The sequence below is a fragment of the Savagea serpentis genome (genome assembly GCF_015351395.1).
Classification (GTDB): domain Bacteria; phylum Bacillota; class Bacilli; order Bacillales_A; family Planococcaceae; genus Savagea; species Savagea serpentis.
Genome location: NZ_JADKPV010000005.1, coordinates 12,686 through 36,826 on the forward strand (window position 1 = coordinate 12,686; position 24,141 = coordinate 36,826).

Annotated in this window: 26 protein-coding genes and 1 tRNA gene; 3 read left to right on the top strand and 24 right to left on the bottom strand. The window is 40.3% G+C overall.

The genetic code is table 11. From position 1 onward, the window contains the following. Window positions 1-83: 83 nt before the first annotated feature. Together chrA and IRY55_RS09610 are read left to right on the top strand one after the other, a co-directional pair. On the top strand, window positions 84-1,250 hold the full coding sequence (chrA, locus tag IRY55_RS09605; RefSeq protein WP_235961117.1) for a chromate efflux transporter: 1,167 nt from the start codon (window positions 84-86) through the stop codon (window positions 1,248-1,250). 45 nt (window positions 1,251-1,295) lie between these two features. Beyond that, window positions 1,296-1,730 carry a hypothetical protein gene (locus IRY55_RS09610; protein WP_194563107.1) on the top strand — a complete coding sequence of 145 codons (435 nt, stop codon included), beginning with the start codon at window positions 1,296-1,298 and terminating at the stop codon, window positions 1,728-1,730. Between the two features lie 51 nt (window positions 1,731-1,781). Here the strand turns inward: IRY55_RS09610 and IRY55_RS09615 are convergent. The 16 genes from IRY55_RS09615 to IRY55_RS09690 form a co-directional block, all read right to left on the bottom strand. Beyond that, window positions 1,782-1,855 (bottom strand) — tRNA-Arg (locus IRY55_RS09615). Between the two features lie 69 nt (window positions 1,856-1,924). Further along, window positions 1,925-2,419 carry a metallophosphoesterase gene (locus IRY55_RS09620; RefSeq protein WP_194563108.1) on the bottom strand — a complete coding sequence of 165 codons (495 nt, stop codon included), beginning with the start codon at window positions 2,417-2,419 and terminating at the stop codon, window positions 1,925-1,927. Window positions 2,420-2,435: 16 nt separating this feature from the next. Continuing rightward, window positions 2,436-3,023, bottom strand: coding sequence for an XTP/dITP diphosphatase (locus tag IRY55_RS09625; protein WP_194563109.1), 588 nt, complete (start codon window positions 3,021-3,023; stop codon window positions 2,436-2,438). Then, on the bottom strand, window positions 3,016-3,771 hold the full coding sequence (gene rph / locus IRY55_RS09630; RefSeq protein ID WP_194563110.1) for a ribonuclease PH: 756 nt from the start codon (window positions 3,769-3,771) through the stop codon (window positions 3,016-3,018). Before rph ends, IRY55_RS09625 begins: the two co-directional genes overlap by 8 nt. Window positions 3,772-3,848: 77 nt before the next feature. Then, complete coding sequence (racE, locus tag IRY55_RS09635) at window positions 3,849-4,661, bottom strand: glutamate racemase (RefSeq protein WP_194563111.1); 813 nt, start codon at window positions 4,659-4,661, stop codon at window positions 3,849-3,851. A 10-nt stretch (window positions 4,662-4,671) separates the two neighbouring features. Further along, window positions 4,672-5,118, bottom strand: coding sequence for a MarR family winged helix-turn-helix transcriptional regulator (locus tag IRY55_RS09640; protein ID WP_194563112.1), 447 nt, complete (start codon window positions 5,116-5,118; stop codon window positions 4,672-4,674). A 73-nt stretch (window positions 5,119-5,191) separates the two neighbouring features. Further along, window positions 5,192-5,656, bottom strand: a complete 465-nt coding sequence (locus IRY55_RS09645) for an acyl-CoA thioesterase (protein ID WP_194563113.1) — start codon at window positions 5,654-5,656, stop codon at window positions 5,192-5,194. Window positions 5,657-5,782: 126 nt separating this feature from the next. Then, window positions 5,783-7,435 (bottom strand): long-chain-fatty-acid--CoA ligase, encoded by a 1,653-nt coding sequence (locus IRY55_RS09650; protein ID WP_194563114.1) that lies wholly within the window; start codon window positions 7,433-7,435, stop codon window positions 5,783-5,785. A 12-nt stretch (window positions 7,436-7,447) separates the two neighbouring features. After that, entirely contained in the window at window positions 7,448-8,155 is a 708-nt protein-coding gene (locus IRY55_RS09655; RefSeq protein WP_194563115.1) for a 2-phosphosulfolactate phosphatase, read from the bottom strand. Beyond that, window positions 8,148-9,209 carry a phosphotransferase family protein gene (locus IRY55_RS09660; RefSeq protein ID WP_194563116.1) on the bottom strand — a complete coding sequence of 354 codons (1,062 nt, stop codon included), beginning with the start codon at window positions 9,207-9,209 and terminating at the stop codon, window positions 8,148-8,150. The genes IRY55_RS09655 and IRY55_RS09660 overlap by 8 nt, the downstream gene beginning before the upstream one ends. Window positions 9,210-9,268: 59 nt before the next feature. Continuing rightward, entirely contained in the window at window positions 9,269-9,835 is a 567-nt protein-coding gene (locus IRY55_RS09665) for a TetR/AcrR family transcriptional regulator (RefSeq protein WP_194563117.1), read from the bottom strand. A gap of 52 nt (window positions 9,836-9,887) precedes the next feature. Beyond that, on the bottom strand, window positions 9,888-10,655 hold the full coding sequence (locus IRY55_RS09670) for an SDR family oxidoreductase (protein ID WP_194563118.1): 768 nt from the start codon (window positions 10,653-10,655) through the stop codon (window positions 9,888-9,890). A gap of 12 nt (window positions 10,656-10,667) precedes the next feature. Next, complete coding sequence (locus IRY55_RS09675) at window positions 10,668-11,876, bottom strand: acyl-CoA dehydrogenase (protein ID WP_194563119.1); 1,209 nt, start codon at window positions 11,874-11,876, stop codon at window positions 10,668-10,670. 304 nt (window positions 11,877-12,180) lie between these two features. After that, a complete protein-coding gene (sdhB, locus tag IRY55_RS09680) occupies window positions 12,181-12,948 on the bottom strand; it encodes a succinate dehydrogenase iron-sulfur subunit (protein WP_194563120.1) in 768 nt (255 codons plus the stop codon). A gap of 27 nt (window positions 12,949-12,975) precedes the next feature. Then, window positions 12,976-14,721, bottom strand: a complete 1,746-nt coding sequence (sdhA, locus tag IRY55_RS09685; RefSeq protein ID WP_194563121.1) for a succinate dehydrogenase flavoprotein subunit — start codon at window positions 14,719-14,721, stop codon at window positions 12,976-12,978. Window positions 14,722-14,778: 57 nt separating this feature from the next. Then, window positions 14,779-15,387 carry a succinate dehydrogenase cytochrome b558 subunit gene (locus tag IRY55_RS09690; protein WP_194563122.1) on the bottom strand — a complete coding sequence of 203 codons (609 nt, stop codon included), beginning with the start codon at window positions 15,385-15,387 and terminating at the stop codon, window positions 14,779-14,781. Window positions 15,388-15,577: 190 nt separating this feature from the next. On the opposite strand from IRY55_RS09690, the gene IRY55_RS09695 reads away from it, so the two are divergent. Further along, the gene (locus IRY55_RS09695; RefSeq protein WP_328799652.1) at window positions 15,578-15,994 is read left to right on the top strand and encodes a YslB family protein; all 417 of its coding nucleotides are present in this window, start codon (window positions 15,578-15,580) and stop codon (window positions 15,992-15,994) included. 21 nt (window positions 15,995-16,015) lie between these two features. On the opposite strand, the gene uvrC is transcribed toward IRY55_RS09695, so the two are convergent. The 8 genes from uvrC to IRY55_RS09735 form a co-directional block, all read right to left on the bottom strand. Next, complete coding sequence (gene uvrC, locus IRY55_RS09700; RefSeq protein ID WP_194563123.1) at window positions 16,016-17,806, bottom strand: excinuclease ABC subunit UvrC; 1,791 nt, start codon at window positions 17,804-17,806, stop codon at window positions 16,016-16,018. Window positions 17,807-17,866: 60 nt separating this feature from the next. Beyond that, window positions 17,867-18,181, bottom strand: a complete 315-nt coding sequence (gene trxA / locus IRY55_RS09705) for a thioredoxin (RefSeq protein WP_194563124.1) — start codon at window positions 18,179-18,181, stop codon at window positions 17,867-17,869. Between the two features lie 200 nt (window positions 18,182-18,381). Further along, entirely contained in the window at window positions 18,382-19,350 is a 969-nt protein-coding gene (locus tag IRY55_RS09710) for an electron transfer flavoprotein subunit alpha/FixB family protein (protein ID WP_194563125.1), read from the bottom strand. 32 nt (window positions 19,351-19,382) lie between these two features. Further along, the gene (locus tag IRY55_RS09715; RefSeq protein WP_194563126.1) at window positions 19,383-20,156 is read right to left on the bottom strand and encodes an electron transfer flavoprotein subunit beta/FixA family protein; all 774 of its coding nucleotides are present in this window, start codon (window positions 20,154-20,156) and stop codon (window positions 19,383-19,385) included. Window positions 20,157-20,221: 65 nt separating this feature from the next. Then, the gene (locus IRY55_RS09720; RefSeq protein WP_194563127.1) at window positions 20,222-20,989 is read right to left on the bottom strand and encodes an enoyl-CoA hydratase; all 768 of its coding nucleotides are present in this window, start codon (window positions 20,987-20,989) and stop codon (window positions 20,222-20,224) included. A 94-nt stretch (window positions 20,990-21,083) separates the two neighbouring features. Then, the gene (locus IRY55_RS09725; protein WP_194563128.1) at window positions 21,084-21,665 is read right to left on the bottom strand and encodes a TetR/AcrR family transcriptional regulator; all 582 of its coding nucleotides are present in this window, start codon (window positions 21,663-21,665) and stop codon (window positions 21,084-21,086) included. A gap of 136 nt (window positions 21,666-21,801) precedes the next feature. Then, window positions 21,802-23,484 (bottom strand): long-chain-fatty-acid--CoA ligase, encoded by a 1,683-nt coding sequence (locus IRY55_RS09730; RefSeq protein WP_194563129.1) that lies wholly within the window; start codon window positions 23,482-23,484, stop codon window positions 21,802-21,804. A gap of 239 nt (window positions 23,485-23,723) precedes the next feature. After that, on the bottom strand, window positions 23,724-24,137 hold the full coding sequence (locus IRY55_RS09735) for a DUF350 domain-containing protein (RefSeq protein WP_194563130.1): 414 nt from the start codon (window positions 24,135-24,137) through the stop codon (window positions 23,724-23,726). Window positions 24,138-24,141: the final 4 nt, after the last annotated feature.

Sequence of the window (24,141 nt, forward strand, 5' to 3'; positions counted from 1 at the left end):
CTCTACTTTCTACTCGTTTACAAATGATTAACATTCGTTCCGCTAGAATTATGCTACTGTAAATGTAAAAGGAATGATTGGTTTTGAAACATTATGTAGACATTTTTACGATTGCGTTAAGACTCGGACTCACTTCTTTCGGTGGTCCCACTGCGCACCTCGCCTATTTCCATAATGAGTATGTGAAACAAAAACGTTGGCTATCGGAAAAAAGTTATGCAGACCTCGTAGCACTTTCTCAGTTTTTACCAGGCCCTGCAAGTAGCCAAGTAGGAATCGGCATTGGATTGTATCGAGGGGGATTGCTTGGTGGAATACTTGCTTTTCTAGGATTCACTCTTCCTTCTGTCTTTTTACTCATCGCTTTCGCTATGTGGTTTCCTACTGACTTAGCCTTTGCAACAGGTCTGTTGAAAGGTTTACAGCTCGTCGCTGTCGCTATTGTGGCGCATGCGATTATTGGAATGAGTCAATCACTTGCTTCTGATGCTCCTCGCCAATGGATTGCTTTTGTTGCGATGGCTACAATGTTACTCTTTCCTCATCCATTTATTCAAGTCGGAATTATTCTCATTGCAGCTTGCATTGGACGATTGCTTTTTACTCAAGGCATATCTCGAGAAAACTCTACATCTGACCGTGTTCCGATTTCAAAAAGAGGAGGGAGCATCGCTTTATTTCTCTTTTTCTTCTTTCTTTTTGCTCCACCAATTATCTTAGTATGGAAAGACATTCCGATGCTTTCTTTTTTTGAATCATTTTATCAATCAGGAGCTCTCGTTTTTGGAGGCGGTCATGTCGTCTTACCTCTTTTAGAACAACAATTCGTCTCCCCGACCGGCTTGTCAGGAGAAACATTTTTAGCTGGATATGGTGCCACTCAAGCCGTTCCAGGGCCGCTTTTCACATTTGCGGCATATTTAGGAGCCGTGCTCAACGGTCCGATTGGTGGATTGTTTGCAACATTTGCGATGTTTTTACCTGCTTTTTTATTGATCGTAGGCGCTCTCCCATTTTGGGATCTGTTGCGCAATAACGCGCATATGCAAGGATCAGTAAGCGCGATGAATGCCGCTGTACTCGGATTATTAATCGCAGCATTTTATGATCCGATTTGGACGAGTTCGATGACATCTTCTGTTCATTTTACGATTGCTAGTCTACTCTTCCTTCTTTTACAGTTTCAAAAATGGCCTTCTTGGAAAATTGTCTTACTTGGTGCGATGATTGGAGCATTTTTTCTTTCTTAAATCCTCTCTTCCTTTCTGTTAAACTAATGAAAAGGAGGGAATGTTTTGAATTTCAAAAAAAGTCATCTCGTTCATGCGAGTCGTCCATTAAGTGGGTATTCACTCGATACGATTGAACGAGAAATCGAAACATTATTCGATGAATTGTACAGTACAATCGAACTGAAAAAAGGAGATTTTAGGCAGATGAGCGCCTTTGATTTAGATGTCATCATCGCCGTCATTGAGGCACAAAAAGCACGTCGCAATGATTCTGCATTTATTTTAACGATTTTTTCCAGTTTAATTGCACTCGCTACGGTAGCTACTACTGATTTAATTGAAAGTTGGACGATCAGTCATTTGCTCACATTCGTCTTCATTTGGATTGTATTGCTCATGTTAGTCGAACGTTTTTTTGACCATCGCAATGAACGACTTGTTTTACTCGGGGAATATTTAGCTTTATATAAAGAATATAAATTTTCAAAAGACATATAAAAAGCGTACATCGCCTAAAACTAGGTGATGTACGCTTTTTACTTATGATGACGTCCCAGAAGGGATTCGAACCCCCGACCGTTCGCTTAGAAGGCGAATGCTCTATCCAGCTGAGCTACTGGGACTTGTACCGCTCCCTCATCCGAAGAAACGGACATCCATTATTATATGAAATATATCTCGTTTTGTCAATGCTATTTAAAAATTACTTCATGTACGATGATTCCTTTCGGTGTTCGGTACGTTACTTTCACACTGCCATCAATGCGAACATCTAAAATAGCGAATGTCGCGGGATGCCCACCACGTGGACGGGTGAAGCTTCCTGGATTCAAATAGAGTATATCTCCCACTTTTTCTGCACCGAGCTGATGAGTATGACCGAATAAAACAATATCCGCATCCACTTCTTGTGCCCGATAATCTAAACGTTGCAAACCGTTATAAATATCGTATAAATGACCGTGTGTAATAAAAATCGTCTTACCACCTAGTGTGACAGATAATTCTGTTTCGTATCGTACATCTCGATCATTGTTACCACGGATGCGATACATTCCTTGCATCACTTTTGCTTCGTAATCCAATTCACTATCCCCTGCGTGAAAAATCGCATCGGCTTGATACGCATCTAGCACTTGTCGAAACTGCGTATCTCCATGCGTATCGCTGACGACGATTATTCTCATAGTGTCATCCCCTCTTTTAAATAAGTTGATCGAGTTCTTCTTCTAACTGACGCAATGCTGCCCCGCGGTGGGAAATTTCACCTTTCTCTTCCGCTGACAATTGAGCCATCGAGCGATTTAAAGCAGGTACAAAGAAAATTGGATCATATCCGAACCCGTTACTTCCTACTCGCTCTGTTAAAATTTCTCCTTCACAAGTTCCCTCATACGTACGTGTCGGTAAATTAGGACCTGCGATAGCGAGCACACATTTAAAACGTGCTTGACGATTGTCTACATTCTCTAATTTTTGAAGCACTAAGTTAATATTGGCTTCGTCGTCTTTATCGAGTCCTGCGTAACGCGCTGAATAAACACCCGGATCCCCATTAAGCGCATCAATTTCCAACCCTGAATCGTCTGCAATGACATTCATTTGAAGTAAACGCGCCGCCCCTTCTGCTTTTAAAATCGCATTTTCTTCAAATGTCGTACCTGTCTCTTCAATATCGATATATTCAGGCATATCTTGAAGCGTACGCACTGTAATACCGAGCGGTTTAAACAAAGCTTCAAAGTCTTTCGCTTTGCCTAAATTATTCGTTGCAATTAAAATTTCATTCATTCGTTTCATCCTGCCTTCCGATACTTTGTGCTACTTCACCTAAAACGTCACGCTGTAAATTGATCAATTGTTGAATACCACCTTCTGCAAGTTCAATCAAATCAAACATTTCGCGTTTCGTAAATGTCGCTTCTTCTCCCGTTCCTTGCAATTCTACAAATTCTCCATTCGATGTCATAATGACGTTCATGTCGACATCGGCACTTGAATCTTCCACAAAATCTAAATCGAGTACGAGATTTTCGCCTACTTTACCGACGCTCGTCGCTGCTAAATATTGTGTTAATGGGAACGTTTCAAAACGTTCTTCTTGATCTAATTTATCAAGGGCTAATGCAAGTGCGACAAAAGCTCCTGTGAGCGATGCGGTACGCGTTCCACCATCCGCTTGAATGACATCACAATCCACCCAAACTGTTTTTTCTCCTAACGCTTCTAAGTTCGTCACCGCTCGTAAAGCTCGGCCGATGAGACGTTGAATTTCCATCGTACGACCTGTCACCTTACCGCGTGATGATTCGCGTGACGTACGTTCGGTCGTCGCACGTGGAAGCATAGAATACTCCGCCGTAATCCACCCTTTTCCTGTTCCGCGAATAAAGTGGGGTACGCGCGTTTCAATCGTCGCATTACAAATGACTTTCGTATTGCCTACTTCGATGAGTACCGAACCTTCTGGATGAATGATAAAATTGGGTGTCATCGTTACTGGGCGTAATTGTTGTGCTGTTCTGCCGTCGTGTCTCATAATCGAGCTCCTTTTCTTTTTATAATCTCTCTTTATTGTACACAAAAAAAGCGCAAGTTCCTATGCCTTGCGCTCGTTTATTTCTTTGATTGAATAATTGTTTGTAAATGAATTTTTTCAACAGTTGCTTCTTGAATTTGTAACCAATCTTCCACAATGTCACGAAACTTATCGACCTTGCCCGTCGTGTAAAATCGATATGTCGCATCAGGTTGTGTCGACGCTATGCCAAAATGATGTAAGACGCGTTTCACATCGACGACCGTTTCGGTGGCGGATGAAATAATTTTCGCATCAGGTAATGCTGCTTGAATATGATGTTGTAATAGTGGGTAATGCGTACAGCCTAAAATCGCTGTATCGAACTCTTTGCGATTAAGATCACGCAATGTCGCGTCTACAATATCGCGTGCTAAATCTGTTTTATAATCGCCACTTTCCACGACAGGAACGAAACTCGGACAAGCGAGCGCTTGAACTTTCGCATGTGGAGCGTGACGTAAAATCGCTGCATCATACGCACGGCTATTAACGGTTCCTTGTGTGCCGAGCACGACGATTTCATCTCGTTCTGACGCTTGTAAGGCCGCGCGTGCACCAGGTTCAATGACACCGATAATCGGAAAATCGAAGCGTTCCTGTACAGTTTCTAACGCTGCTGCTGTCGCTGTATTACAAGCAATGACGAGCATTTTAATACCGAGTACTTCTAGAGCTTCTGTCATCTCTACTGTAAACTGTGTCACTTCTTCTGTCGTACGGGGGCCGTATGGACAACGCGCATCGTCTCCTATATAGATGATGGATTCATTCGGAAGTTGTTGAATGAGTTCTTTTGCTACTGTTAAACCGCCTACTCCTGAATCGATGACGCCTATTGGTGCTTTCACACTATCTCCTCTATTCTTTCTTCATTTCTTCGTGCAAAGCACTTAAATATCGTGAAAATTGCTGAACCTCATCTTCCCCTAAATGAGTGAGCATGTTTTGTAAATATGTTTGTCTCTTTTCAATCACTTCTTCGATAATACGTTCACCTTCTGGTAATAAATGAATGCGCACGACGCGGCGATCTTGTTCATCTCGGACGCGTTTCACAAGTTCATTCTTTTCCATGCGATCGACGAGATCTGTTGTCGTACTGAATGCCAAGTACATCTTTGCTGATAAGTCCCCTATCGTCATATCCCCTAATTCAAACAACCATTGTAGTGCGATAAATTGCGGAGGTGTAATTTTATAGTTCGTTAAAATTTTACGACCTTGTTGTTTAATAATTCCAGCGATATGTCGTAAATCTTTTTCCATTTGCGCAATTTCAGTATGACGTTGATCGGATTGAGTCATTTCTTCCCCTCCTTCAAAACGATGACATACTGTATATTGTCGCCTTTTTCAACCGTTTGTGCAACTATTTTTATTACACATTTACTCGATTCAGTTCTTCAATCAGTGTCTTTTGTGTATCATTCCATGGATACGGTTTTCCTGTATGTTTATCGATTTGGACGATAACACCGCGCCCTGTGAAAACGACTTGTTCTTTTTCGTTTTTCCCCATGTAGTGAATATCGAGCGATGTATTGCCTAAATAATGCACTTTTACATACACTCGAATTTCTTCTTCATAAAAAATTTGATGTAAAAAATCACATTGCATATCAGCTACGACAGAAAATTTATCAATTTCTTCTACATGTTTAAAATTTAAAATTTGAACACGCTTTAAATATTCAATACGAGCATGTTCTAAATAACGAAATACTTCAACATTATTCAAATGACCAAACGCATCTAAATCACTAAATTTTACGCGGATTGGTACGTAAAAATTAAAATCCTTTTGCCACTCTTCCCAATTTTGTATATATGTTGCTTTACTCATAACATTCTCCCTTTCTAAACGTTCTTTCTCTTTACTTTACATCATTTTTTAAAAATAACAATACTTTTAATGAATAACCATTCATTTTCTGCTCAAAAAAAGGATGGCTAAGCCACCCTTTTCACTTTATTCTCCTATTTTATCTTGCAACTGTCTCCAAAGTACCTTTCCGCTACTCGTCATTGGGAACTCTTCCCAAAATTCAATTTCACGTGGGTATTTATAGGCGGACATTTGTTGTTTCGACCAATCGATTAGTTCTTCTGCTGTCACTTTTCCTTTATAGTCCTCTTTTAATATAATGAGTGCTTTTACTGTTTCTCCACGCTTTTCATCGTAGGAACGTACGACGCAAGCTTGTCTTACAGCAGGATGACCAAACAAAATGGATTCAACTTCACTCGGCCATACTTTATAGCCAGAAGCATTAATCATACGTTTCACTCGGTCGACCATAAAGAAATAGCCATCTTCATCTACTTTGACGATATCCCCTGTTTTGAAAAATCGCTTTCCATCAATCATAACAAAGCTGTCATCATCTGGTCGATTATAATATTCAATGAGCATTTGAGGTGCATGCACTAACAATTCTCCTTCTTCACCAATCCCTAGCCATTCTCCTGTTTCCACGTGCCTGACACGCGCATCGACACCGAATGCCGGGATTCCGAGACATTGGAGTTTCGGCCGTTCAGGAGGATTAAAATGCGTATGAGACATCGTTTCGGATAATCCATAGCCTTCGACATAACGAAGCCCTGTCACTTCATACAGACGTTCTCCTACCGCTTCTGGCATCGTCGCACCCCCGCCACCGATAATGAGTAAAGAAGATAGATCATAGTCATAAATATTACTTTGTGATAAAAAATCAATGACCATCGTACTTATATTAATCCAGTTTGTACAACGATACGTTTCAATCGCCCGCGCCGCATATCCTTTATCCCAACGTGTTAATAAGACGATTGTACCGCCAGCATAAAGAGGCGCAAATCCACTATGGACGAGTCCTGTCACATGGAATAATGGCAATGTGGCGAGCGCTACTGTATCTGACGTCATCGACATCCAATGTGCCGCTCCAACGACATTCGCCTGAATCGTGCGATTCGTATGTACACATCCTTTCGGTTCACCTGTTGTACCCGAAGTGTAAGGAATCATTGCGACATCATCATTTTCTCCTGTATCATCTAGTAATGTACTTGCTCTTTGCAACGCTTCTTGCCAAGGAATAGTATGGGGGAATCTTTTGCATGGCTCCTTGACAATATCAGGTAAAGCACTCACTGCTTTTTCTTCCTCAATATAGTCACGATACGTTGCAATAATCGGATTTTCTAATTGTCCATCTCCAACAAAGACTTCTGCAATTGGATATAATTCTTGAGAAATGCAAGCATGATGAATATCTCCATCTTGTAAATAAAATTGTAGTTCAGGCGTTTTACTCATCGGGTTGATCGGTACGGCAACTGCGCGATTGCGTAAAATAGCATAAAGTGCGATTAAGTATTGTGGTGCATTTTGCATAAAGAGCATGACATTTTCGCCACGCTTCAACTTCCAATGAGTTGCCATAAAAGCTGCTAATGTGTCGACTTCTTCAATGAATTGACGATAGGTCAAGGCACGTCCATAATATTCAATAGCCACTTTATTAGGATATCGCTGAGCAGAAATACGTAAGTTTTCATACAAGGTTGTCTCCGGAACGGTAATTGTCTTCGTTAACAATGGTGGCCAATACTCAAAGTGTTTCGTCTGTTGCATAGCTTCTCCCTCCTAATGGATATAGTGTTGAATCATTCCTCGTTCATAATACGGAATGACACGCATCGTATGTTGTTGTGCTACATAAGCAAGTTCATTTTCATATCCTTGTTTCATTAACATTCTTCCCGTCTTCGATTGCCGTAATCTCGATTTAGCTTTCGTCGCTTTTTGATCATAAGTCGCATAAGCCACTTCAGCTCGTTCTGTTAAGCGAGTATGAGGATGTTGCTTTAACCATTCCGCCATCCATTGCCCTGCCCCATATACATCTTCAATCGCCAATGCGCCATGAGAGCCTGCGCAAACGAGCGTCCAATTTTCTTCTTGGAAAAACGCTTCAACGATCGCTCGATTGTTCAATAAAGAACCGATTAATACACGCTTTGCCCCTTCACTTTTTCGAATGGCAAGCGTCCCATTCGTCGTCAACATGACGACTTGTGTCGGAAGATGACTTTGAATGAGTGCAGTCGGGAGCGGTGGCGCAAAATACGGCTCAATCGGACGGCCATCTTTTTCCCCGATTAGTTGACTGCCTGCTAAAGCATGATGCCGTTCAAGCGCTTCTTTCTCACTCTCCGCTGGGTAGATTGCTTGCACTCCTTTTTCCATTAACGTCACAATCGTCGACGTTGCTAACAAAATATCAAAAACGACGACATTTTGTCCTTGAATATTTTCTGGTATCTCATCTTGCGAAAAAACGACATCAATCATAGGCTTCATCCATCGTTTGAACAGCGAGTTGAACCATATTGGATACGAGACGATTAAAATGTTTAAAGCGCGAGTCCGTCGTCTGGCCTTTCGCATATCGATAGTAAATTTGTTGGCCAATAACTGCTAATTTAAAGTAAGCGAATGTCATATAATAATGAATATTCGATACGTCGCGACCACTTTTTTTAGCATATGCTTCGATAAATTGCTGACGCGTATAAAAGCCGTCCATCATCGTAACAGGCGGTGTCCCGAGCGCATATTTCAAAATATCGGGATCATCCGGCTCAATCCAATAACTCATCGCAACCGCTAAGTCAACGAGTGGATCTCCGACGGTCGACATTTCCCAATCGAACAAACCTGTCATTTGTGATAAATCTTCTGAAAACATCGCATTGTTTAATTTATAATCGTAATGAATAATCGTCGCTTGTGCCGTCTTCGGAACATGCGTCACTAAATAATCCATTAAGCGTTCAACATCGGGTAATTTTGTCGTTTCGACACGTTGATATCGTTTCGTCCAACTGTTCGCCTGTCTTTCCATAAATCCTTCTGGCTTCGTCATTTCAAGTAAATTTGCCTTTGCTGGATCGACCGCATGTAACTGTACAAGCGTATCTACCATGAGATGCGATAATTGATTACCCATCGATGCCTCATAAGTGATAGAAGATGGTATTTCTGTATCAAATACGAGTCCCTTACGGCGTTCCATAATGAAAAATGGAGCGCCGATGACGGTTTCATCATCAGAAAAAGTGTATGGCTTCGGTGCAATTTGAAAGTGTGAGTGCAGTCTGCTTAACCATGTATATTCTCTTTCCATATCATGCGCTCTCGGAGCGATTGGACCGAGTGGCGGACGACGGAGTACCGCTTCCCAATCTCCCCTTTTTAATAAATACGTTAAATTTGAATGCCCTGCGCTAAATTGTTTAATTCGAAGAGGCTCATGAGGTACTCCTTCAATATGTTGGTCGATATAGTCATTTACTTGATCGAGAGGCAGTTGTTCTTCTTTTCTCACTTCGATTATTTCAGACATAGTGTTCATCCCCCTTTTATACTGACTAGTTAGTATGTTCGAAAGAAGGATGAATGTTCTCACCCTTCTTTTACAATTCCTTTAAAAAAGATATCGCTATACGCATCACTTAATTGAGCCGCTGTCAAAGCTCCGTGTGGATTAAACCAATTATAGCTGTAATTCGTCAAACTTAAAAAAGCAAATGCTGTAATCGCTGGATCTAGTGATTCTAATAATTCTCCTGCTTCAATTCCTTGACGGATCACTTCTTCAATGACGAGTCTAAATTCATCACGTTTCTCTTTTACTTCAACGCTATTCGTATCCATTAAATGACGCATTTCACGCAAGAAAACACGTGCTCGCGCTCCTTGAATTTCAATGTCTTGAATGAGTAGATGAAACATTGCTGTTAGCTGGTCTTTCGCTGTTTCATATTCTGCGATTACTTGTTGTTGGCGATGTAAAAGATCGTCAATGTATTGCGTATGAATATCCATCAACAATTGCTCTTTCGATTGAAAATAATAATAAAATGTTCCTTTCGTTACGTCGAGTGCATCGACGATATGTTGAATCGATGTTTCGGTAAAGCCTTGTTTTTCGAAGAGTTCAATACTCGTTGCGATAATTTTATTTTTCATGTATACCACACTTTCTTTTTCATACTCTTCTACAAATTTACCACACCTTTTACTATAACGCACTCGCTCCGCCATCTACGGGTAAAATGACGCCTGTGACATAATCAGATGCCCTACTTGCTAAAAAAAGCGCCGGTCCTTTTAAATCGGAATCACTTCCTAAACGGCCAAGCGGGGTACTTTTACGGATTTCCTCCCCTCCGTGTTCAATTAGTACTTTCGACATTTTTGTCGGGAAAAAACCTGGCGCTAAAGCGTTAACACAAATGCCTGAGGCTCCCCATTTCACCGCCAAATCTTTCGTAAAGGTCATCAACGCTCCTTTGCTCGTGTTATAACTTAAGGTTTGCATAAAGGGCGGTGTGCCTCCGAATCCAGCGATGGAAGCGATATTAATCACTTTCCCCGATTTATTTGGAAGCATGACGTGACCGACTGCACGGCACATGAGAAATGCACCTGTAACATTTACATCCATCACTTTTTGCCAACCTTGTAAAGGCGTTTGTTCAATCGGTGCTGCCCATGAAGCTCCGCTATTATTCACTAAAATATCAATCGTTCCAAACTGATCCACTACTTGGCGCACGACTTGCTCGACTTCTTGTTCATCTGTTACGTCACAATGAATCCCTAACGTCGTGACGTGATAGTCATTTGCAAGTTGCATAGCCGCTTTTTCACAAGCTTCTCCGTCCCTTGAACAGACAATGACATTCGCTCCTGCTTCCGCATACGTTTCGGCAATTTGGTAGCCGAGCCCCCTCGCTCCGCCTGTAATGAGCGCTACTTTTCCTTTCAGTGTAAACATTTCTTTCATTTCCTCAACCCCTTATGAATATTTTCGTAATTCAAGTCGTGCAATTTGGCGACTATGCACTTCGTCTGGCCCATCTGCTAAACTTAATGTTCGAGCATTCGCGTACATATGTGCTAATGGAAAATCATCGCTCACACCAGCACCCCCAAATACTTGAATCGCACGATCAATTACTTTTTGAGCCATACGCGGAGCGACTACTTTGATCATCGCAATTTCTGCTTTCGCCTCTTTATTGCCAACTGTATCCATCATGTAAGCTGCCTTTAATGTGAGTAAACGGGCTTGTTCAATTTCCATTCTCGAGTCTGCAATCCACTGTTGGACGATACCATGGTGCGCGATCGGTTGGCCGAATGTACTTCTGGAAAGTGCTCGTTTTGACATCAATTCAATCGCACGTTCTGCCGCTCCAATTAAACGCATGCAATGATGGATTCTTCCTGGTCCGAGACGTCCTTGCGCGATAGCGAATCCTTTCCCTTCTCCCCATAACATATTGCTCGCAGGCACACGCACATTTTTAAATTCCACTTCTCCATGTCCTTCTGGGGCACTATCATAACCGAATACAGGAAGCATCCGTTTCACAGTGACGCCTGGTGTATCCATCGGTACGAGAATCATCGATTGTTGTTCATATTTCGGTCCATCTGGGTCACTTTTTCCCATAAAGATGGCCACTTTACAACGTGGATCCCCAGCACCCGATGTCCACCATTTCGTCCCATTCAAAATGTAGTCATCTCCGTCGCGTACGATACTCGATTGAATATTCGTCGCATCGCTTGAAGCAACAGCTGGCTCTGTCATTGCAAAACAAGAACGAATTTCACCTGCAAGTAATGGTTTTAACCATTGTTCTTGCTGTTCTTCTGTCCCGTATTGCACGAGCACTTCCATATTTCCTGTATCGGGTGCGCTACAATTGAACACTTCTGGCGCAATAGCAGAACGACCCATAATTTCACAAAGTGGTGCATATTCTAAATTTGTCAAACCTGCTCCGAATTCATCTCCTGGCATGAACAAATTCCATAACCCTTGCTTTTTCACTTCTTCTTTCAATTGTTCCATAATAGGGGGAATCGTGCTGAATCGATCCTCCATCGCATCGAGTTGTTCTTTGTATACGCTTTCATTTGGATAAATATAGGCTTCCATAAAATCGGTTAACTTACTTCTTAACTTCTCTACTTTTTCAGAATAACTAAAATTCATCTCTACTCCTCCTCATTGTGCTAAGAATCAACGTAAAAAACTAATATACTCACTTTCCATACTTTATTCTTTTATTTCACACCTTTATACTAACCAGTCGGTATGTTATTTATAATATATTCTTTATCCTTTTAAAAAGCAAGTATTTTTGTATTTGAAACAAATTTTTAATGCTTCAGCTTATTTAAGTAATCGTTTTCAATGAAAATATTTTTCGTATGATGATGTTTCATTTAGATGAAAAAAGACAATATTTTTTCCAAACAAAAAACTCACCCTAAATTTAGGGTGAGTCCTGTAGATTTTAGTCTACCATATGGTCGCTTCCGAAGAAGTTTTTGAACATTTGAACTGTTGTTGCACGGTTAAGTGATGCGATTGACGTTGTCAAAGGAATCCCTTTCGGACATGCTACGACACAGTTTTGTGAGTTACCACATTCTCCAAGTCCACCGTCTTTCATAATTTCTGCAAGACGCTCATCTTTATTCATTGATCCTGTTGGATGTGTGTTGAATAAACGAACTTGTGAAAGAATCGCTGGTCCAATGAAGTCTGTTTTATCGTTAACGTTAGGACATGCTTCTAAACATACACCACATGTCATACATTTTGATAATTCATAAGCCCATTGACGTTTGCGTTCTGGCATACGTGGACCTTCACCTAAATCATATGTTCCATCGATTGGAACCCATGCTTTTACTTTCTTAAGTGAGTCAAACATAAATTCACGGTCGACGATTAAGTCACGTACGACTGGGAATGTTGACATTGGCTCGAGAGTAATCGGTGATGGTAATTGGTCAATTAATGCTGTACAAGATTGACGTGGACGTCCGTTAATAACCATTGAACATGCTCCACATACTTCTTCAAGACAGCTCATTTCCCAGTTAATTGGTGTCGTTTTCTTACCGTCTTTCGTCACTGGATTACGTTGAATTTCCATTAACACAGAAATAACGTTCATGTTTGGACGATATGGGATCGAAAACTCTTCCCAATATGAATCAGAGTTAGCCGTGTCTTGACGACGCACTTTTAACTCGATTGTCTTATTCTCGCTCATTTCGTATTTTCCCCTTTCCTCTTATTACTACGATTTTGAAGTGTAGTCACGTTTACGTGGTTTCACTAATGAAACATCTACATCTTCATACGATAATTTAGGAGCTTCTGGCGTAAATTCAGCGATTGTTGTTTTTAAGAAGTTCTCGTCGTCACGTTCTGGGAATTCTGGTTTGTAGTGAGCACCACGGCTCTCGTTACGGTTAAGAGCTCCGAGCGTAATAACGCGCGCTAATTGTAACATATTCTTTAACTGACGAGTAAATGTCGCACCTTGGTTTGACCATTTTTGTGTATCAGTAATGTTAATGTTTTCATAGCGTTCGAGTAATTCTTGAATTTTCACATCTGTAGCTGCAAGGTCTTTGTTATTACGAACAACTGTAACGTTTTTCGTCATTACTTCACCAAGCTCTTTATGAAGCATGTACGCATTTTCAGTACCGTTCATTGCGAGCGTTGCGTCCCATGCCGCTTGTTCTTCTTTAATTGCATTGTCGAATACTGATGATTCAACATCTTCTGCACTCTTATCAAGTCCATTAATGTATTCCACAGCTTTCGGTCCAGCAACCATTCCACCAAATACAGCAGAAAGTAATGAGTTCGCACCGAGACGGTTCGCACCGTGTTGTGAATAATCAGCTTCACCTGCTGCAAATAATCCAGGGATATTCGTATGTTGATCGTAGTCTACCCAGAGGCCACCCATTGAGTAGTGGACAGCAGGGAAAATTTTCATCGGAACTTTACGTGGGTCTTCCCCAACGAATTTTTCGTAAATTTCCATGATTCCACCGAGTTTAATGTCAAGCTCGTGTGGATCTTTATGTGACAAGTCTAAATAAACCATGTTCTCGCCGTTAATACCGAGCTTTTGGTTTACACAGACGTCGAAAATTTCACGTGTTGCAATGTCACGCGGAACTAAGTTACCGTAGTCAGGATACTTCTCTTCTAAGAAGTACCAAGGTTTACCATCTTTATACGTCCAAACACGTCCACCTTCACCACGTGCTGATTCACTCATGAGACGAAGTTTGTCATCTCCTGGAATCGCCGTTGGGTGAATTTGAATGAACTCACCGTTTGCGTATTTCGCACCTTGTTGGTAAACGATTGAAGCTGCAGAACCTGTATTAATAACAGAGTTCGTTGACTTACCGAAGATAATACCAGGTCCACCTGTTGCGATAATAACCGCATCTCCACGGAATGATTTAATCTCCATCGTTTTTAAGTTTTGTGCTTTAATTCCTCGACAGACACCATCGTTATCAAGAATAACTCCTAAAAACTCCCAATGTTCATACTTTTGAACGAGTCCAGCTACTTCATGTGAACGCACTTGCTCATCTAAAGCATATAATAATTGCTGTCCTGTTGTCGCACCAGCGAATGCTGTACGGTGGTGTAAAGTACCTCCGAAACGACGGAAATCAAGTAACCCTTCATTTGTACGGTTAAACATAACACCCATACGGTCGAAAAGGTGAATAATTCCAGGTGCAGCATCTGTCATTGCCTTAACAGGTGGTTGGTTCGCTAAGAAGTCTCCACCATATACTGTATCATCTAAATGGATCGCAGGTGAGTCACCTTCACCCTTCGTGTTAACAGCTCCGTTAATACCGCCTTGGGCACATACGGAGTGTGAACGTTTAACAGGGACTAAAGAAAACAAGTCAACAGGCATGCCAGCTTCAGCTGATTTAATTGTTGCCATAAGACCTGCAAGACCGCCACCAACGACGATCAATCTACCTTTTGCCATTATTGTTTCACTCCTCAATATTTACATAATCTCAAAATCTGATTTGCATCTAACTGCTTACATAAATCCTAAAATCGCACGGATACCAATGAATGATAATGCGATGAAAATGAGGATTGATACGTAAGAGAAAATTTGCTGTGAACGTGGAGATTGTGTAATACCCCAAGTTACGAGGAAAGCCCAAATTCCGTTAGCTAAGTGGAATGTCGCAGCGAGAACTCCTGCAAAGTAGAAAATAACCATTCCAGTAGATTGGAAAATATCAGCCATCATATCGTAGTTCACGTCAACACCAAGTGCCTTTTGGATACGCGTTTGGTAAATGTGCCATGCGATAAAGATCACTAAGAACACTCCCGTTAAACGTTGCAACTTAAACATCCAGTTGCGGTATGTACCGAAACGACCTGTGTTGTTTTTCGCAGTAAATGCGATGTAAACACCGTAGAATGCGTGGAACATTAATGGGATGTAAATTACTACCCACTCCAACACATACAAAAATGGTAAGCTTCCCATGAAATCGGAAGCTGCGTTAAATGCTTCTTCACCACGCGTTGAAAAATAGTTAATGATTAAGTGTTGTGTTAAAAATAACCCAACTGGAATGACTCCGAGCAGTGAATGAAGACGACGTAAGAAAAAATCTGATTCTCTCGACAAGTCTTTTACCCTCCCTTATAGCTGAAGCACGTCAATTTAAAAGTAAACTTTTCCGACGTACTCCTTTCATGTTACAATGTGATTACAATTTCATTGTACTCCTCACTACATAAGAAATCAAGATGTCGAAAGCTTTTTCAATCGATTCTCAATTACATATGAAGTTGATTTGAAATTTTGGAAAAGGATGGTGAATACTTTGGCTAATAATGAAACAGTACGTCCTACAAAATTCGGTTACGAACTATTAAGATATCACGTTATTCCAGCTATTTTAGGAAAACACGAAGACGATATCCTCTATTGGGTAGGAAAAGAAATCGCTCGTGAATTCCCTTTATTTTCACTCCAGGAACTTCCTGATTTTTTCAGAGAAGCCGACTGGGGGAACTTATCTATTGAAAAAGAAAAAAGCGACACTATTGTTTACGCATTAACTCGGCCGACGTTAGAAGACTTCGAGCAAGCTTCACACGCTTTAGAAGCTGGATTTCTAGCTGCACAACATGAAGCATTACAAAAAAGAGTGACGGAATGTTACGCTGAAAAAAACGCTAAAAAACAAGTCATTTTATTTGAGGTGAAATGGGATTCTTCAAATAAATAAAAAAAGGTCAACGGTGAATATTCACTGCTGACCTTTTTCTTTTTCATTCAATGTTGCGAGTAATTTCTCAGCGATTGCTTCGGGTATTTTTAGTTTTCTCAATTCTTCAATCGACGCGTTTTTAATATGTTCTACGGAACCGAAGTGCATTAACAATCTTCTTTTACGCTGTTCGCCAATTCCCTTCACTTCATCTAATTTAGATTGAAAAGCATGTTGTTGACGTTTCGCTCTTTGGAACGTAATCGCAAAGCGATGCACTTCATCTTGAATGCGCTGCAATAAATAAAAGGTGTCACTCGTCTTTTTCATTTGAACGATGTGCGGTGGATCTCCGAATAACACTTCATTCGTATCATGATCTTCATCCTTCGCTAATCCAAGAATAGGTATAGTTAAACCGAGTTCATCTTCTAACACTTCTCGCGCAACAGACATTTGCCCTTTCCCACCATCGATGACGATCAAGTCAGGTAATGGTTTCTCCTCTTTTAATAAACGAACGTAACGTCTCCGAACGACTTCACGCATAGCACCGTAATCATCATGTGCACTCGCTTCTTTTAAATTATATTTGCGATATTCTTGTCTTCTCGGTTCCCCGTCGACGAAAGAAACCATTGCCGAGACAGGATTCGTCCCATGTAAATGAGAATTGTCGAACGCTTCGATGCGCAAAGGGGTTTCAATGCCGAGCAATTCTCCTAAGTGGACACATGCTCCGACTGTACGCTCGTATTTTCGCTCTACTAATGTTAATTTTTCTCGCAAAGCGACTTGTGCGTTGTCCATCGCTAAATCAAGCATATGTTTTTTCTGTCCCCGTTGCGGAATATGAACTTTAATGGAGAGTAGTTGGGCGAGTAAATGGTTATCCATTTGTGATGGAATGAGTACTTCTTTCGGTTTCAAATGTTTTCCATCATTATAAAACTGACCAATAAATGTTAAAAGTTCCTCTTGTGGTTCTCGATAATAAGGGAAAATCGATACATCTCGTTCAATCAACTTTCCTTGACGCACGAAAAATACTTGGACACACATATATTGTTCCGTTACCGCATAACCGAAAATATCTCGATCTGTGAAATCACTCGTTGCCATCTTTTGTTTTTCCATAACAGATTCAATATGAGCGATTTGATCACGGTATTCTTTAGCTCGTTCGAACTCTAATTTCTCTGATGCGTCCATCATTTTTTGTTCGAGCTCTTTTTTTACATCTCCATATCCACCTTTTAAAAATCGACTCACTTCTTTAATCATGTCTTCGTAAGTCGTTTCTGGAACGTCATAGACACAAGGCGCAAGGCATTGTCCTAAATGATAGTATAGACAAACTTGTTTTGGCAAATGACGACATTTTCGAAAAGGATAAATGCGATCGAGTAGTTTTTTTGTTTCTTGTGCTGCATAAGCGTTCGGATACGGCCCGAAATACTTTCCTCTTCTTTTTTTTATGTTGCGTGTTACGAGTAAACGTGGATATTTTTCATCTGTAATTTGAATATATGGATACGTCTTATCATCTTTTAACATAATATTGTAGCGCGGGTCATATCTTTTAATTAAATTTAATTCTAAGACGAGTGACTCTATTTCTGTATCTGTCACAATGTACTCAAAATCGACAATCTCTTGTACGAGGCGGGCTGTTTTCCCATCATGGCTTCCTGTGAAATAGCTACGTACCCGGTTTTTCAGAACTTTCGCTTTTCCTACATAAATGACTTCACCTTTGGAATCCTTCATTAAATAACAACCAGGACGCTCTGGTAAAATCTTTATTTTCTCTTGTAATTGTTCATTCATCATCTCACCTACTAAAAAGACTAGGCTGCCTTAGGCGACCTAGTCTCATTTTGTTTTATCTTATAGGTGCTTTTCGATTAAAGCAACTAATTTTTCTTTCGGGTTGAAACCAACTACCTTATCTACTGCTTCACCGTCTTTAAATACGATGAGTGTTGGGATTGACATAACGCCGAATTGTGCTGCTGTTGTTTGGTTGTCATCAACATCAACTTTAACAACTTTTGCTTTTCCATCTACTGCGTCAGCTACTTCTTCAAGTACTGGAGCAATCATTTTACAAGGTCCGCACCATGGAGCCCAAAAGTCTACGAGTACGACACCTTCTGCGATTGATTCTTTAAATGTTGCGTCTGTTGCATTAATAATAGCCATAATTAAAATCCTCCTTAAGATTGTCATTGAACAATTCATTCATTTTGAATTATAACAGCTCATACCCCCAGGGGCTAGTTGTTTGCTCAACGTTTATTTCATTTTAAGTATACCATAGGCCTTTTTCTTTGAATATTGTTTTGCCTATTGAGCAAAAAATGGGAAACGAATGGATTATTCGTCTCCCATTTTCCTAATTATTAAATTGCCTTTTTCACTTCTTCAATTAAGATTGGCATTACATCGAATAAATCTCCGACAATTCCGTAATCTGCAATTTTAAAGATCTCCGCTTCTGGGTCTTTATTGATTGCTACGATAATTTTTGAGTTCGACATTCCAGCAACGTGTTGAATTGCTCCAGAAATTCCGACTGCGAAGTAAAGATCAGGTGTTACAACTTTACCCGTTTGACCAATTTGTAATGAGTAGTCACAGTATTCAGCGTCACATGCTCCACGTGATGCTCCTACTGCTCCGCCGAGTAATGTTGCAAGTTCTTGAAGTGGTTCGAAACCTTCTTCACCTTTCACACCACGTCCACCTGCTACGATTACTTTCGCTTCTGATAAGTCAACACCTTCTGTTGATTTACGTACAACATCTTTAATGACTGAACGTAAGTCCACGATTTCTGCACTCACTGATTCAGCATCCGCTGATTTGCCTTCGTCTTTTTCAAGTGGCGTAATGTTGTTCGGACGTACTGTAACAAATGTTAATCCGTCATTAATTTTCACTTTTTCAAACGCTTTACCTGAATAGATCGGGCGAACGAATACTGCGTCGTCTCCTTCTCCTTCAATTGACGTTACATCTGAAATAAGACCTGCATCAATTTTCGTTGCGATTTTCGGTGATAAATCTTTCCCTTGCGCTGTGTGACCCATCACGATTGCGTCTGGTTGCTCTTGTTCATATGCTGCCATGAACGCTTGGCTATAGCCGTCTGATGTATATTGTGCGAGTTTTGCATCTTCTACAACGAGCACGCGATCTGCGCCATATTGTGCGAGCTCATTCGCATACCCTTTCACATCGTCACCGATTAAAAGAGCTGTTACTTCTGCTCCACCGCTGATTGTTTTCGCTGCTGCAATCACTTCGAATGATACGTTACGCAATGCATTATCTTTCACTTCACCTAATACGAGTACTTTTTTAGACATAATGATTCCCTCCTACACGTTTTTATCTATGATTACAATACTTTCGCTTCGTTTTTCAATAATGAGACGAGTTCAGATACTTGATCTGCAACTTCACCTTCAAGAATTTTACCTGCTTCTTTCGCTGGTGGTAAAAATACTTCAACTGTTTCTGTTTTCGCTTCGACATCATCTTCGTCTAAGTCGAGATCATCCAACTCAAGCTCCTCGAGTGGTTTTTTCTTCGCTTTCATAATTCCTGGAAGTGACGGATAACGTGGTTCATTCAATCCTTGTTGTGCCGTTACGAGAAGTGGTAATTTCGTTTCAATTGTTTCTGTATCCCCTTCAACATCACGCACGATTGTTACGTCGTCTCCATCTACTTTGATGTCTGTAATTGTCGTAATGCAGTTGATGCCGAGCATTTCTGCTACACGTGGTCCTACTTGACCTGAACCACCATCAACCGCTACGTTTCCAGCGATGATGAGGTCTACTTCTTGATCTTTCAAGTATGTCGCGATAATTTTAGCGATTGTAAATTCATCCATCACGTCGAGGTCATCTTCTGTGTCGATTAACACCGCTTTATCTGCTCCCATTGCGAGCGCTGTACGAAGTTGCTTTTCAGCTTCTTCACTACCGATTGAAAGTGCTGTCACTTCACCACCGTGCTCATCGCGTAAAACGATTGCTTCCTCTACCGCGTACTCATCGTATGGGTTGATGATAAACTCCGCACCATCTTCGTTAATTTGACCGTCATTGATGACAATTTTTTCCTCTGTATCGAATGTTCTTTTTACTAAAGCTACAATATTCATAATAGAACCCTCCTGTTCAATATTTAATGCTTAAATTATGATTAACCGTTCATAGCGAACGTTAATTAACTAAAATTCGGTTTGCGCTTTTCAATAAAAGCTTGAATACCTTCTTTGGCATCGGCTGTTTCAAACACTTCACTGAATGCTTGTCTTTCATTTAAGAAGCCTTCATCTTCTGGCAAAGCGATTGCTTGATGAATAAGTTGCAATGCCGCTTTTGTCGAAGCGGGACTTTTTGATGCCAATTTCTGTGCAAGTTGAATTGCTTCGTCTACTAAGTTCGCTTCGTCTACTACTTTTGTAACCAGTCCTATTGCATGTGCTGTCTCTCCATTAATTGGTTCAGCTGATAAAATCATTTCAACAGCATGTGCTTGACCGACGATACGTGGTAGACGTTGTGTTCCTCCATAGCCTGGAATTAACCCAAGCTGTAACTCTGGCAAGCCTAGTTTGGCGTCTTTTGTAGACAATCGAATGTGACAACTTAATGCTAACTCCAGACCCCCACCTAAAGCCGCTCCATGAATAGCTGCAATCACTGGTTTTGAAAATGTTTCAATACGCTTGAATACTTCTTGACCTTTCCTTCCCAGTTCTTCAGCGCCACTCTTGCCATCTAGTTCGGTAAATTCTTTAATATCCGCTCCCGCAGAGAAAAATCTACCTTCACTATGTAAAATGACTGCCCGGATATTGGAATCGCTTTCAATCTTATTTAAAAGTTGATCAATCTCGCCCACTATCTTCGAGTTCAAAGCATTTGCTGGAGGATTGTTAAATGTAATGATTGCGATTTCGTTATTAACATCCATTTTTGGTAATACCATCCTATCACCCCTTTTTATGTCATTCACTTTACTACAATTTATTATGAGTGTCAAAATGATAGTGCGAAAAAATTCGCACTCATTTTGATGCGTGTTACTTTTTTAATCCATGAAGAATCAATTGGTGGACTTCGTCAGTTAAACTGACTAAATCATGTTTTTGACCTGTCATGACCCATGATGTGGATGTTTCATCGATCATTCCAAAAATCGCTTGACGCAATAGACGAATGTCGATTGAATCTTTCAATACTCCGTTTTCGATTCCCTCTTTTAAAATATAATCGTAGAGGGAAAGATATTCTCTTAAAATATCGCTAATTTTTGTTCGTAACGGTTTGCGAGTTTGACGCAACTCTAATTGTGTGACAATCGCTAAATGGTGGTCATTTTGTAAAATCGTATAATGATTTTTTACAAGTTCATACAATTTTTCTTCGGTGGAAATGGGTCGATGTGCAATTTCACGGAGTCTTTCGATAAATACCCCCATCTTCTCTTTAAAAACTGAGATTAAAATATCATCTTTATTTTTAAAGTATAAATAGATTGTTCCATCCGCTACACCCGCTTGTTTTGCGATCTTTGCAACTTGCGAGCCATGATAGCCATTTTCAGCAATTACAATAACTGCTGCATCGATAATTTGCATGTACTTCGGTTTTTCTCTTTTCATCATTCCACCACCTTGCGCCTCTGCTCTCCAAATTCATTTATGAATGAATACTCGTTCATATTTCGTGCAAAGAAATAGTGAATGAACGTTCATTCACTATTCATATTACACATTAAATTTTATTTCGTCAACACTTTTACTTCTTTTTTGTTTTTTTCTTCTCTTCATCAATTAATACTCGACGTAAAATTTTACCGATAGCTGTTTTCGGTAAATCTTCTCTAAACTCATAATAATGCGGAACTTTAAATGCTGCAAGATGTTTTCGAGCAAATGCATTTAATTCTTTTTCAGTCACTTCATAACCAGGACGTAGAACGATAAAAGCTTTTACTGTTTCTCCACGATATGGGTCAGGTATACCAATGACGACAACTTCTTGGACCGCTTCATGTTCATAGAACACTTCTTCAATTTCTCTCGGATAAATATTAAATCCTCCGGCAATCACCATATCTTTTTTACGATCGACGATGTAAAAATATCCATCTTCGTCCATATAGCCTAAGTCTCCAGTTAAAAGCCAACCATCCCGGAATGTCTCTTCTGTATCTTGCGGACGATTCCAGTATCCTTTCATTACTTGTGGACCTTTAATGGCAATCTCACCGACATATTCAGAACCTACCGCATCACTATCATGTGGACCTAAAATGCAAGCATCTGTATTTGGCCATGGGACACCGATTGAACCAACTCTATCTTGTTCTTTCCAAACGAAATTAGCATGAGTGACAGGTGAAGTTTCTGTTAAACCGTAACCTTCTACAAGTCGCCCACCTGTCAATTTTTCGAATTTCTTTTTCACTTCTACCGGAAGTGGAGCCGATCCGCTAATACAAGCTTCAATAGACGACAAATCGTATTTTTCGATTTTAGGATCGTTAAGCAAACCAATATAAATCGTCGGTGCTCCTGGGAAAAATGTCGGTCTTTGCTTTTCAATTGTTTTCAATACTTCCTCTGACTTAAATTGTGGCATTAAAACCATCTTATAGTGTTGCATCACCGAAAGCAATAAAACTGTTGTCATCCCGTAGACATGGAATAATGGAATGACTCCGAGTACAACTTCTTTCCCTTTATTCGACTTATAAAGCCAAGCATTGCACATCGAAACATTCGCGACTAAGTTTTCATGTGTGAGCATAACGCCTTTAGGAGGCCCTGTCGTTCCCCCTGTATATTGCAAAATCGCAACGTCGTCAAAAGAAAAGTCATGTTCGATTAATTCACCTTGTTCTCGTTCAACAATTTGTTTGAAATCCGAAATGTGGGAGTCTTTCGGAAAATCGACGATTACTTTCGTCTTTTTACGCTCGATGGAGGGGTACAATTTATTTTTAGGAAATGGTAAATAATCTTCTACCCCTGTCGTAATAATATGTTCTAATTCTGTCCGTTGACGAATGTTTGCCACTCGGGGATAGAGCGCTTTCAATGTTATGATCGCTTTCGCCCCCGAATCTTGTAATTGATACTCCAGTTCGCGTTCCGTATAAAGCGGGTTCGTTTGGACGACGATTGCTCCTGCATACAATACTCCGTAAAAAGCGATTGCTGCTTGCGGAGTATTCGGTAACATGACAGCAATTCGATCGCCTTTTTCGATGCCAACTTTTTGTAAATACGCACCTAATCGCTTCGCTGATTGCATCATCTCCGCGTAAGTTAACTCTTTCCCCATAAAATGAATCGCGATTTGTCCGCCCGATTCTGTGCCCGCTTCACTCAAATAAGATTGAAGCGTTCTTTCATCGTACTGGATCTCTTTTGGAATTTCTTTTGGATATTGTTTAAGCCAAATTTTTTCCGTCATTTCTATTCCCCTTTCTATAACATGTTCTCTCACAATTGAATACGCTTACATTTTACGAAACAATCGTTTATACACATATTATATAATGATAACAAAAAAAATGCTAGTAAACGCAAAGGTTCACTAACATTTTTCCTTTTAAGATGGACTGTTCGTCATCATCCAATAAACTCCGATGGCGATAAAAATAACACACGCTAAAATAAGGATTTTAGATAAGCGCTCCATTTGATCGACTCCTATGCAATACTTGCTCCAATAACATACGACAGACTAATTGAAATGGCCATTGAAATAAATCCGACAGCCCGATTATCGTTTTCAATTTCTTCATCTACATGAAATTTCGGTGTTAAAAATTCAAATAGCCAATAGGCGAAAACGAGTAGTGTGAAACCGTACAATCCCCATCCGATCATTGTCGGCAACGAGGTATGTTGCTGTATGGAAAAGCGGAAAATATTGACAACCCCGAAAATTTTACCTCCTGTTGCGAGCGCGACAGATAAATTGCCGTTTTTTATTTCTTCCCAGTTATTGTATTTTGTAACCATTTCAAATAAAACCATTGAAACGATTAAACAAAGTACGACTACGCTGAAATAGCCTGCTGTTTCAACGAGTGGATGTGACCAAAAGTTCGTTTTCATCATAGAT

What these genes read in the sequence shown, in the direction of transcription:
- IRY55_RS09645 (WP_194563113.1), bottom strand. Translation starts at nt 5,656, where the DNA reads ATGAGTAAAGCAACATATATACAAAATTGGGAAGAGTGGCAAAAGGAT.
- IRY55_RS09625 (WP_194563109.1), bottom strand. Translation starts at nt 3,023, where the DNA reads ATGAATGAAATTTTAATTGCAACGAATAATTTAGGCAAAGCGAAAGAC.
- sdhB (WP_194563120.1), bottom strand. Translation starts at nt 12,948, where the DNA reads ATGAGCGAGAATAAGACAATCGAGTTAAAAGTGCGTCGTCAAGACACG.
- IRY55_RS09670 (WP_194563118.1), bottom strand. Translation starts at nt 10,655, where the DNA reads ATGAAAGAAATGTTTACACTGAAAGGAAAAGTAGCGCTCATTACAGGC.
- uvrC (WP_194563123.1), bottom strand. Translation starts at nt 17,806, where the DNA reads ATGAATGAACAATTACAAGAGAAAATAAAGATTTTACCAGAGCGTCCT.
- IRY55_RS09665 (WP_194563117.1), bottom strand. Translation starts at nt 9,835, where the DNA reads ATGAAAAATAAAATTATCGCAACGAGTATTGAACTCTTCGAAAAACAA.
- IRY55_RS09675 (WP_194563119.1), bottom strand. Translation starts at nt 11,876, where the DNA reads ATGAATTTTAGTTATTCTGAAAAAGTAGAGAAGTTAAGAAGTAAGTTA.
- sdhA (WP_194563121.1), bottom strand. Translation starts at nt 14,721, where the DNA reads ATGGCAAAAGGTAGATTGATCGTCGTTGGTGGCGGTCTTGCAGGTCTT.
- rph (WP_194563110.1), bottom strand. Translation starts at nt 3,771, where the DNA reads ATGAGACACGACGGCAGAACAGCACAACAATTACGCCCAGTAACGATG.
- IRY55_RS09655 (WP_194563115.1), bottom strand. Translation starts at nt 8,155, where the DNA reads ATGATTGATGTCGTTTTTTCGCAAGATGAGATACCAGAAAATATTCAA.
- IRY55_RS09735 (WP_194563130.1), bottom strand. Translation starts at nt 24,137, where the DNA reads ATGATGAAAACGAACTTTTGGTCACATCCACTCGTTGAAACAGCAGGC.
- IRY55_RS09640 (WP_194563112.1), bottom strand. Translation starts at nt 5,118, where the DNA reads ATGACTCAATCCGATCAACGTCATACTGAAATTGCGCAAATGGAAAAA.
- IRY55_RS09715 (WP_194563126.1), bottom strand. Translation starts at nt 20,156, where the DNA reads ATGAATATTGTAGCTTTAGTAAAAAGAACATTCGATACAGAGGAAAAA.
- IRY55_RS09650 (WP_194563114.1), bottom strand. Translation starts at nt 7,435, where the DNA reads ATGCAACAGACGAAACACTTTGAGTATTGGCCACCATTGTTAACGAAG.
- trxA (WP_194563124.1), bottom strand. Translation starts at nt 18,181, where the DNA reads ATGGCTATTATTAATGCAACAGACGCAACATTTAAAGAATCAATCGCA.
- IRY55_RS09710 (WP_194563125.1), bottom strand. Translation starts at nt 19,350, where the DNA reads ATGTCTAAAAAAGTACTCGTATTAGGTGAAGTGAAAGATAATGCATTG.
- IRY55_RS09725 (WP_194563128.1), bottom strand. Translation starts at nt 21,665, where the DNA reads ATGAAAAGAGAAAAACCGAAGTACATGCAAATTATCGATGCAGCAGTT.
- IRY55_RS09720 (WP_194563127.1), bottom strand. Translation starts at nt 20,989, where the DNA reads ATGGTATTACCAAAAATGGATGTTAATAACGAAATCGCAATCATTACA.
- IRY55_RS09660 (WP_194563116.1), bottom strand. Translation starts at nt 9,209, where the DNA reads ATGTCTGAAATAATCGAAGTGAGAAAAGAAGAACAACTGCCTCTCGAT.
- IRY55_RS09730 (WP_194563129.1), bottom strand. Translation starts at nt 23,484, where the DNA reads ATGACGGAAAAAATTTGGCTTAAACAATATCCAAAAGAAATTCCAAAA.
- IRY55_RS09620 (WP_194563108.1), bottom strand. Translation starts at nt 2,419, where the DNA reads ATGAGAATAATCGTCGTCAGCGATACGCATGGAGATACGCAGTTTCGA.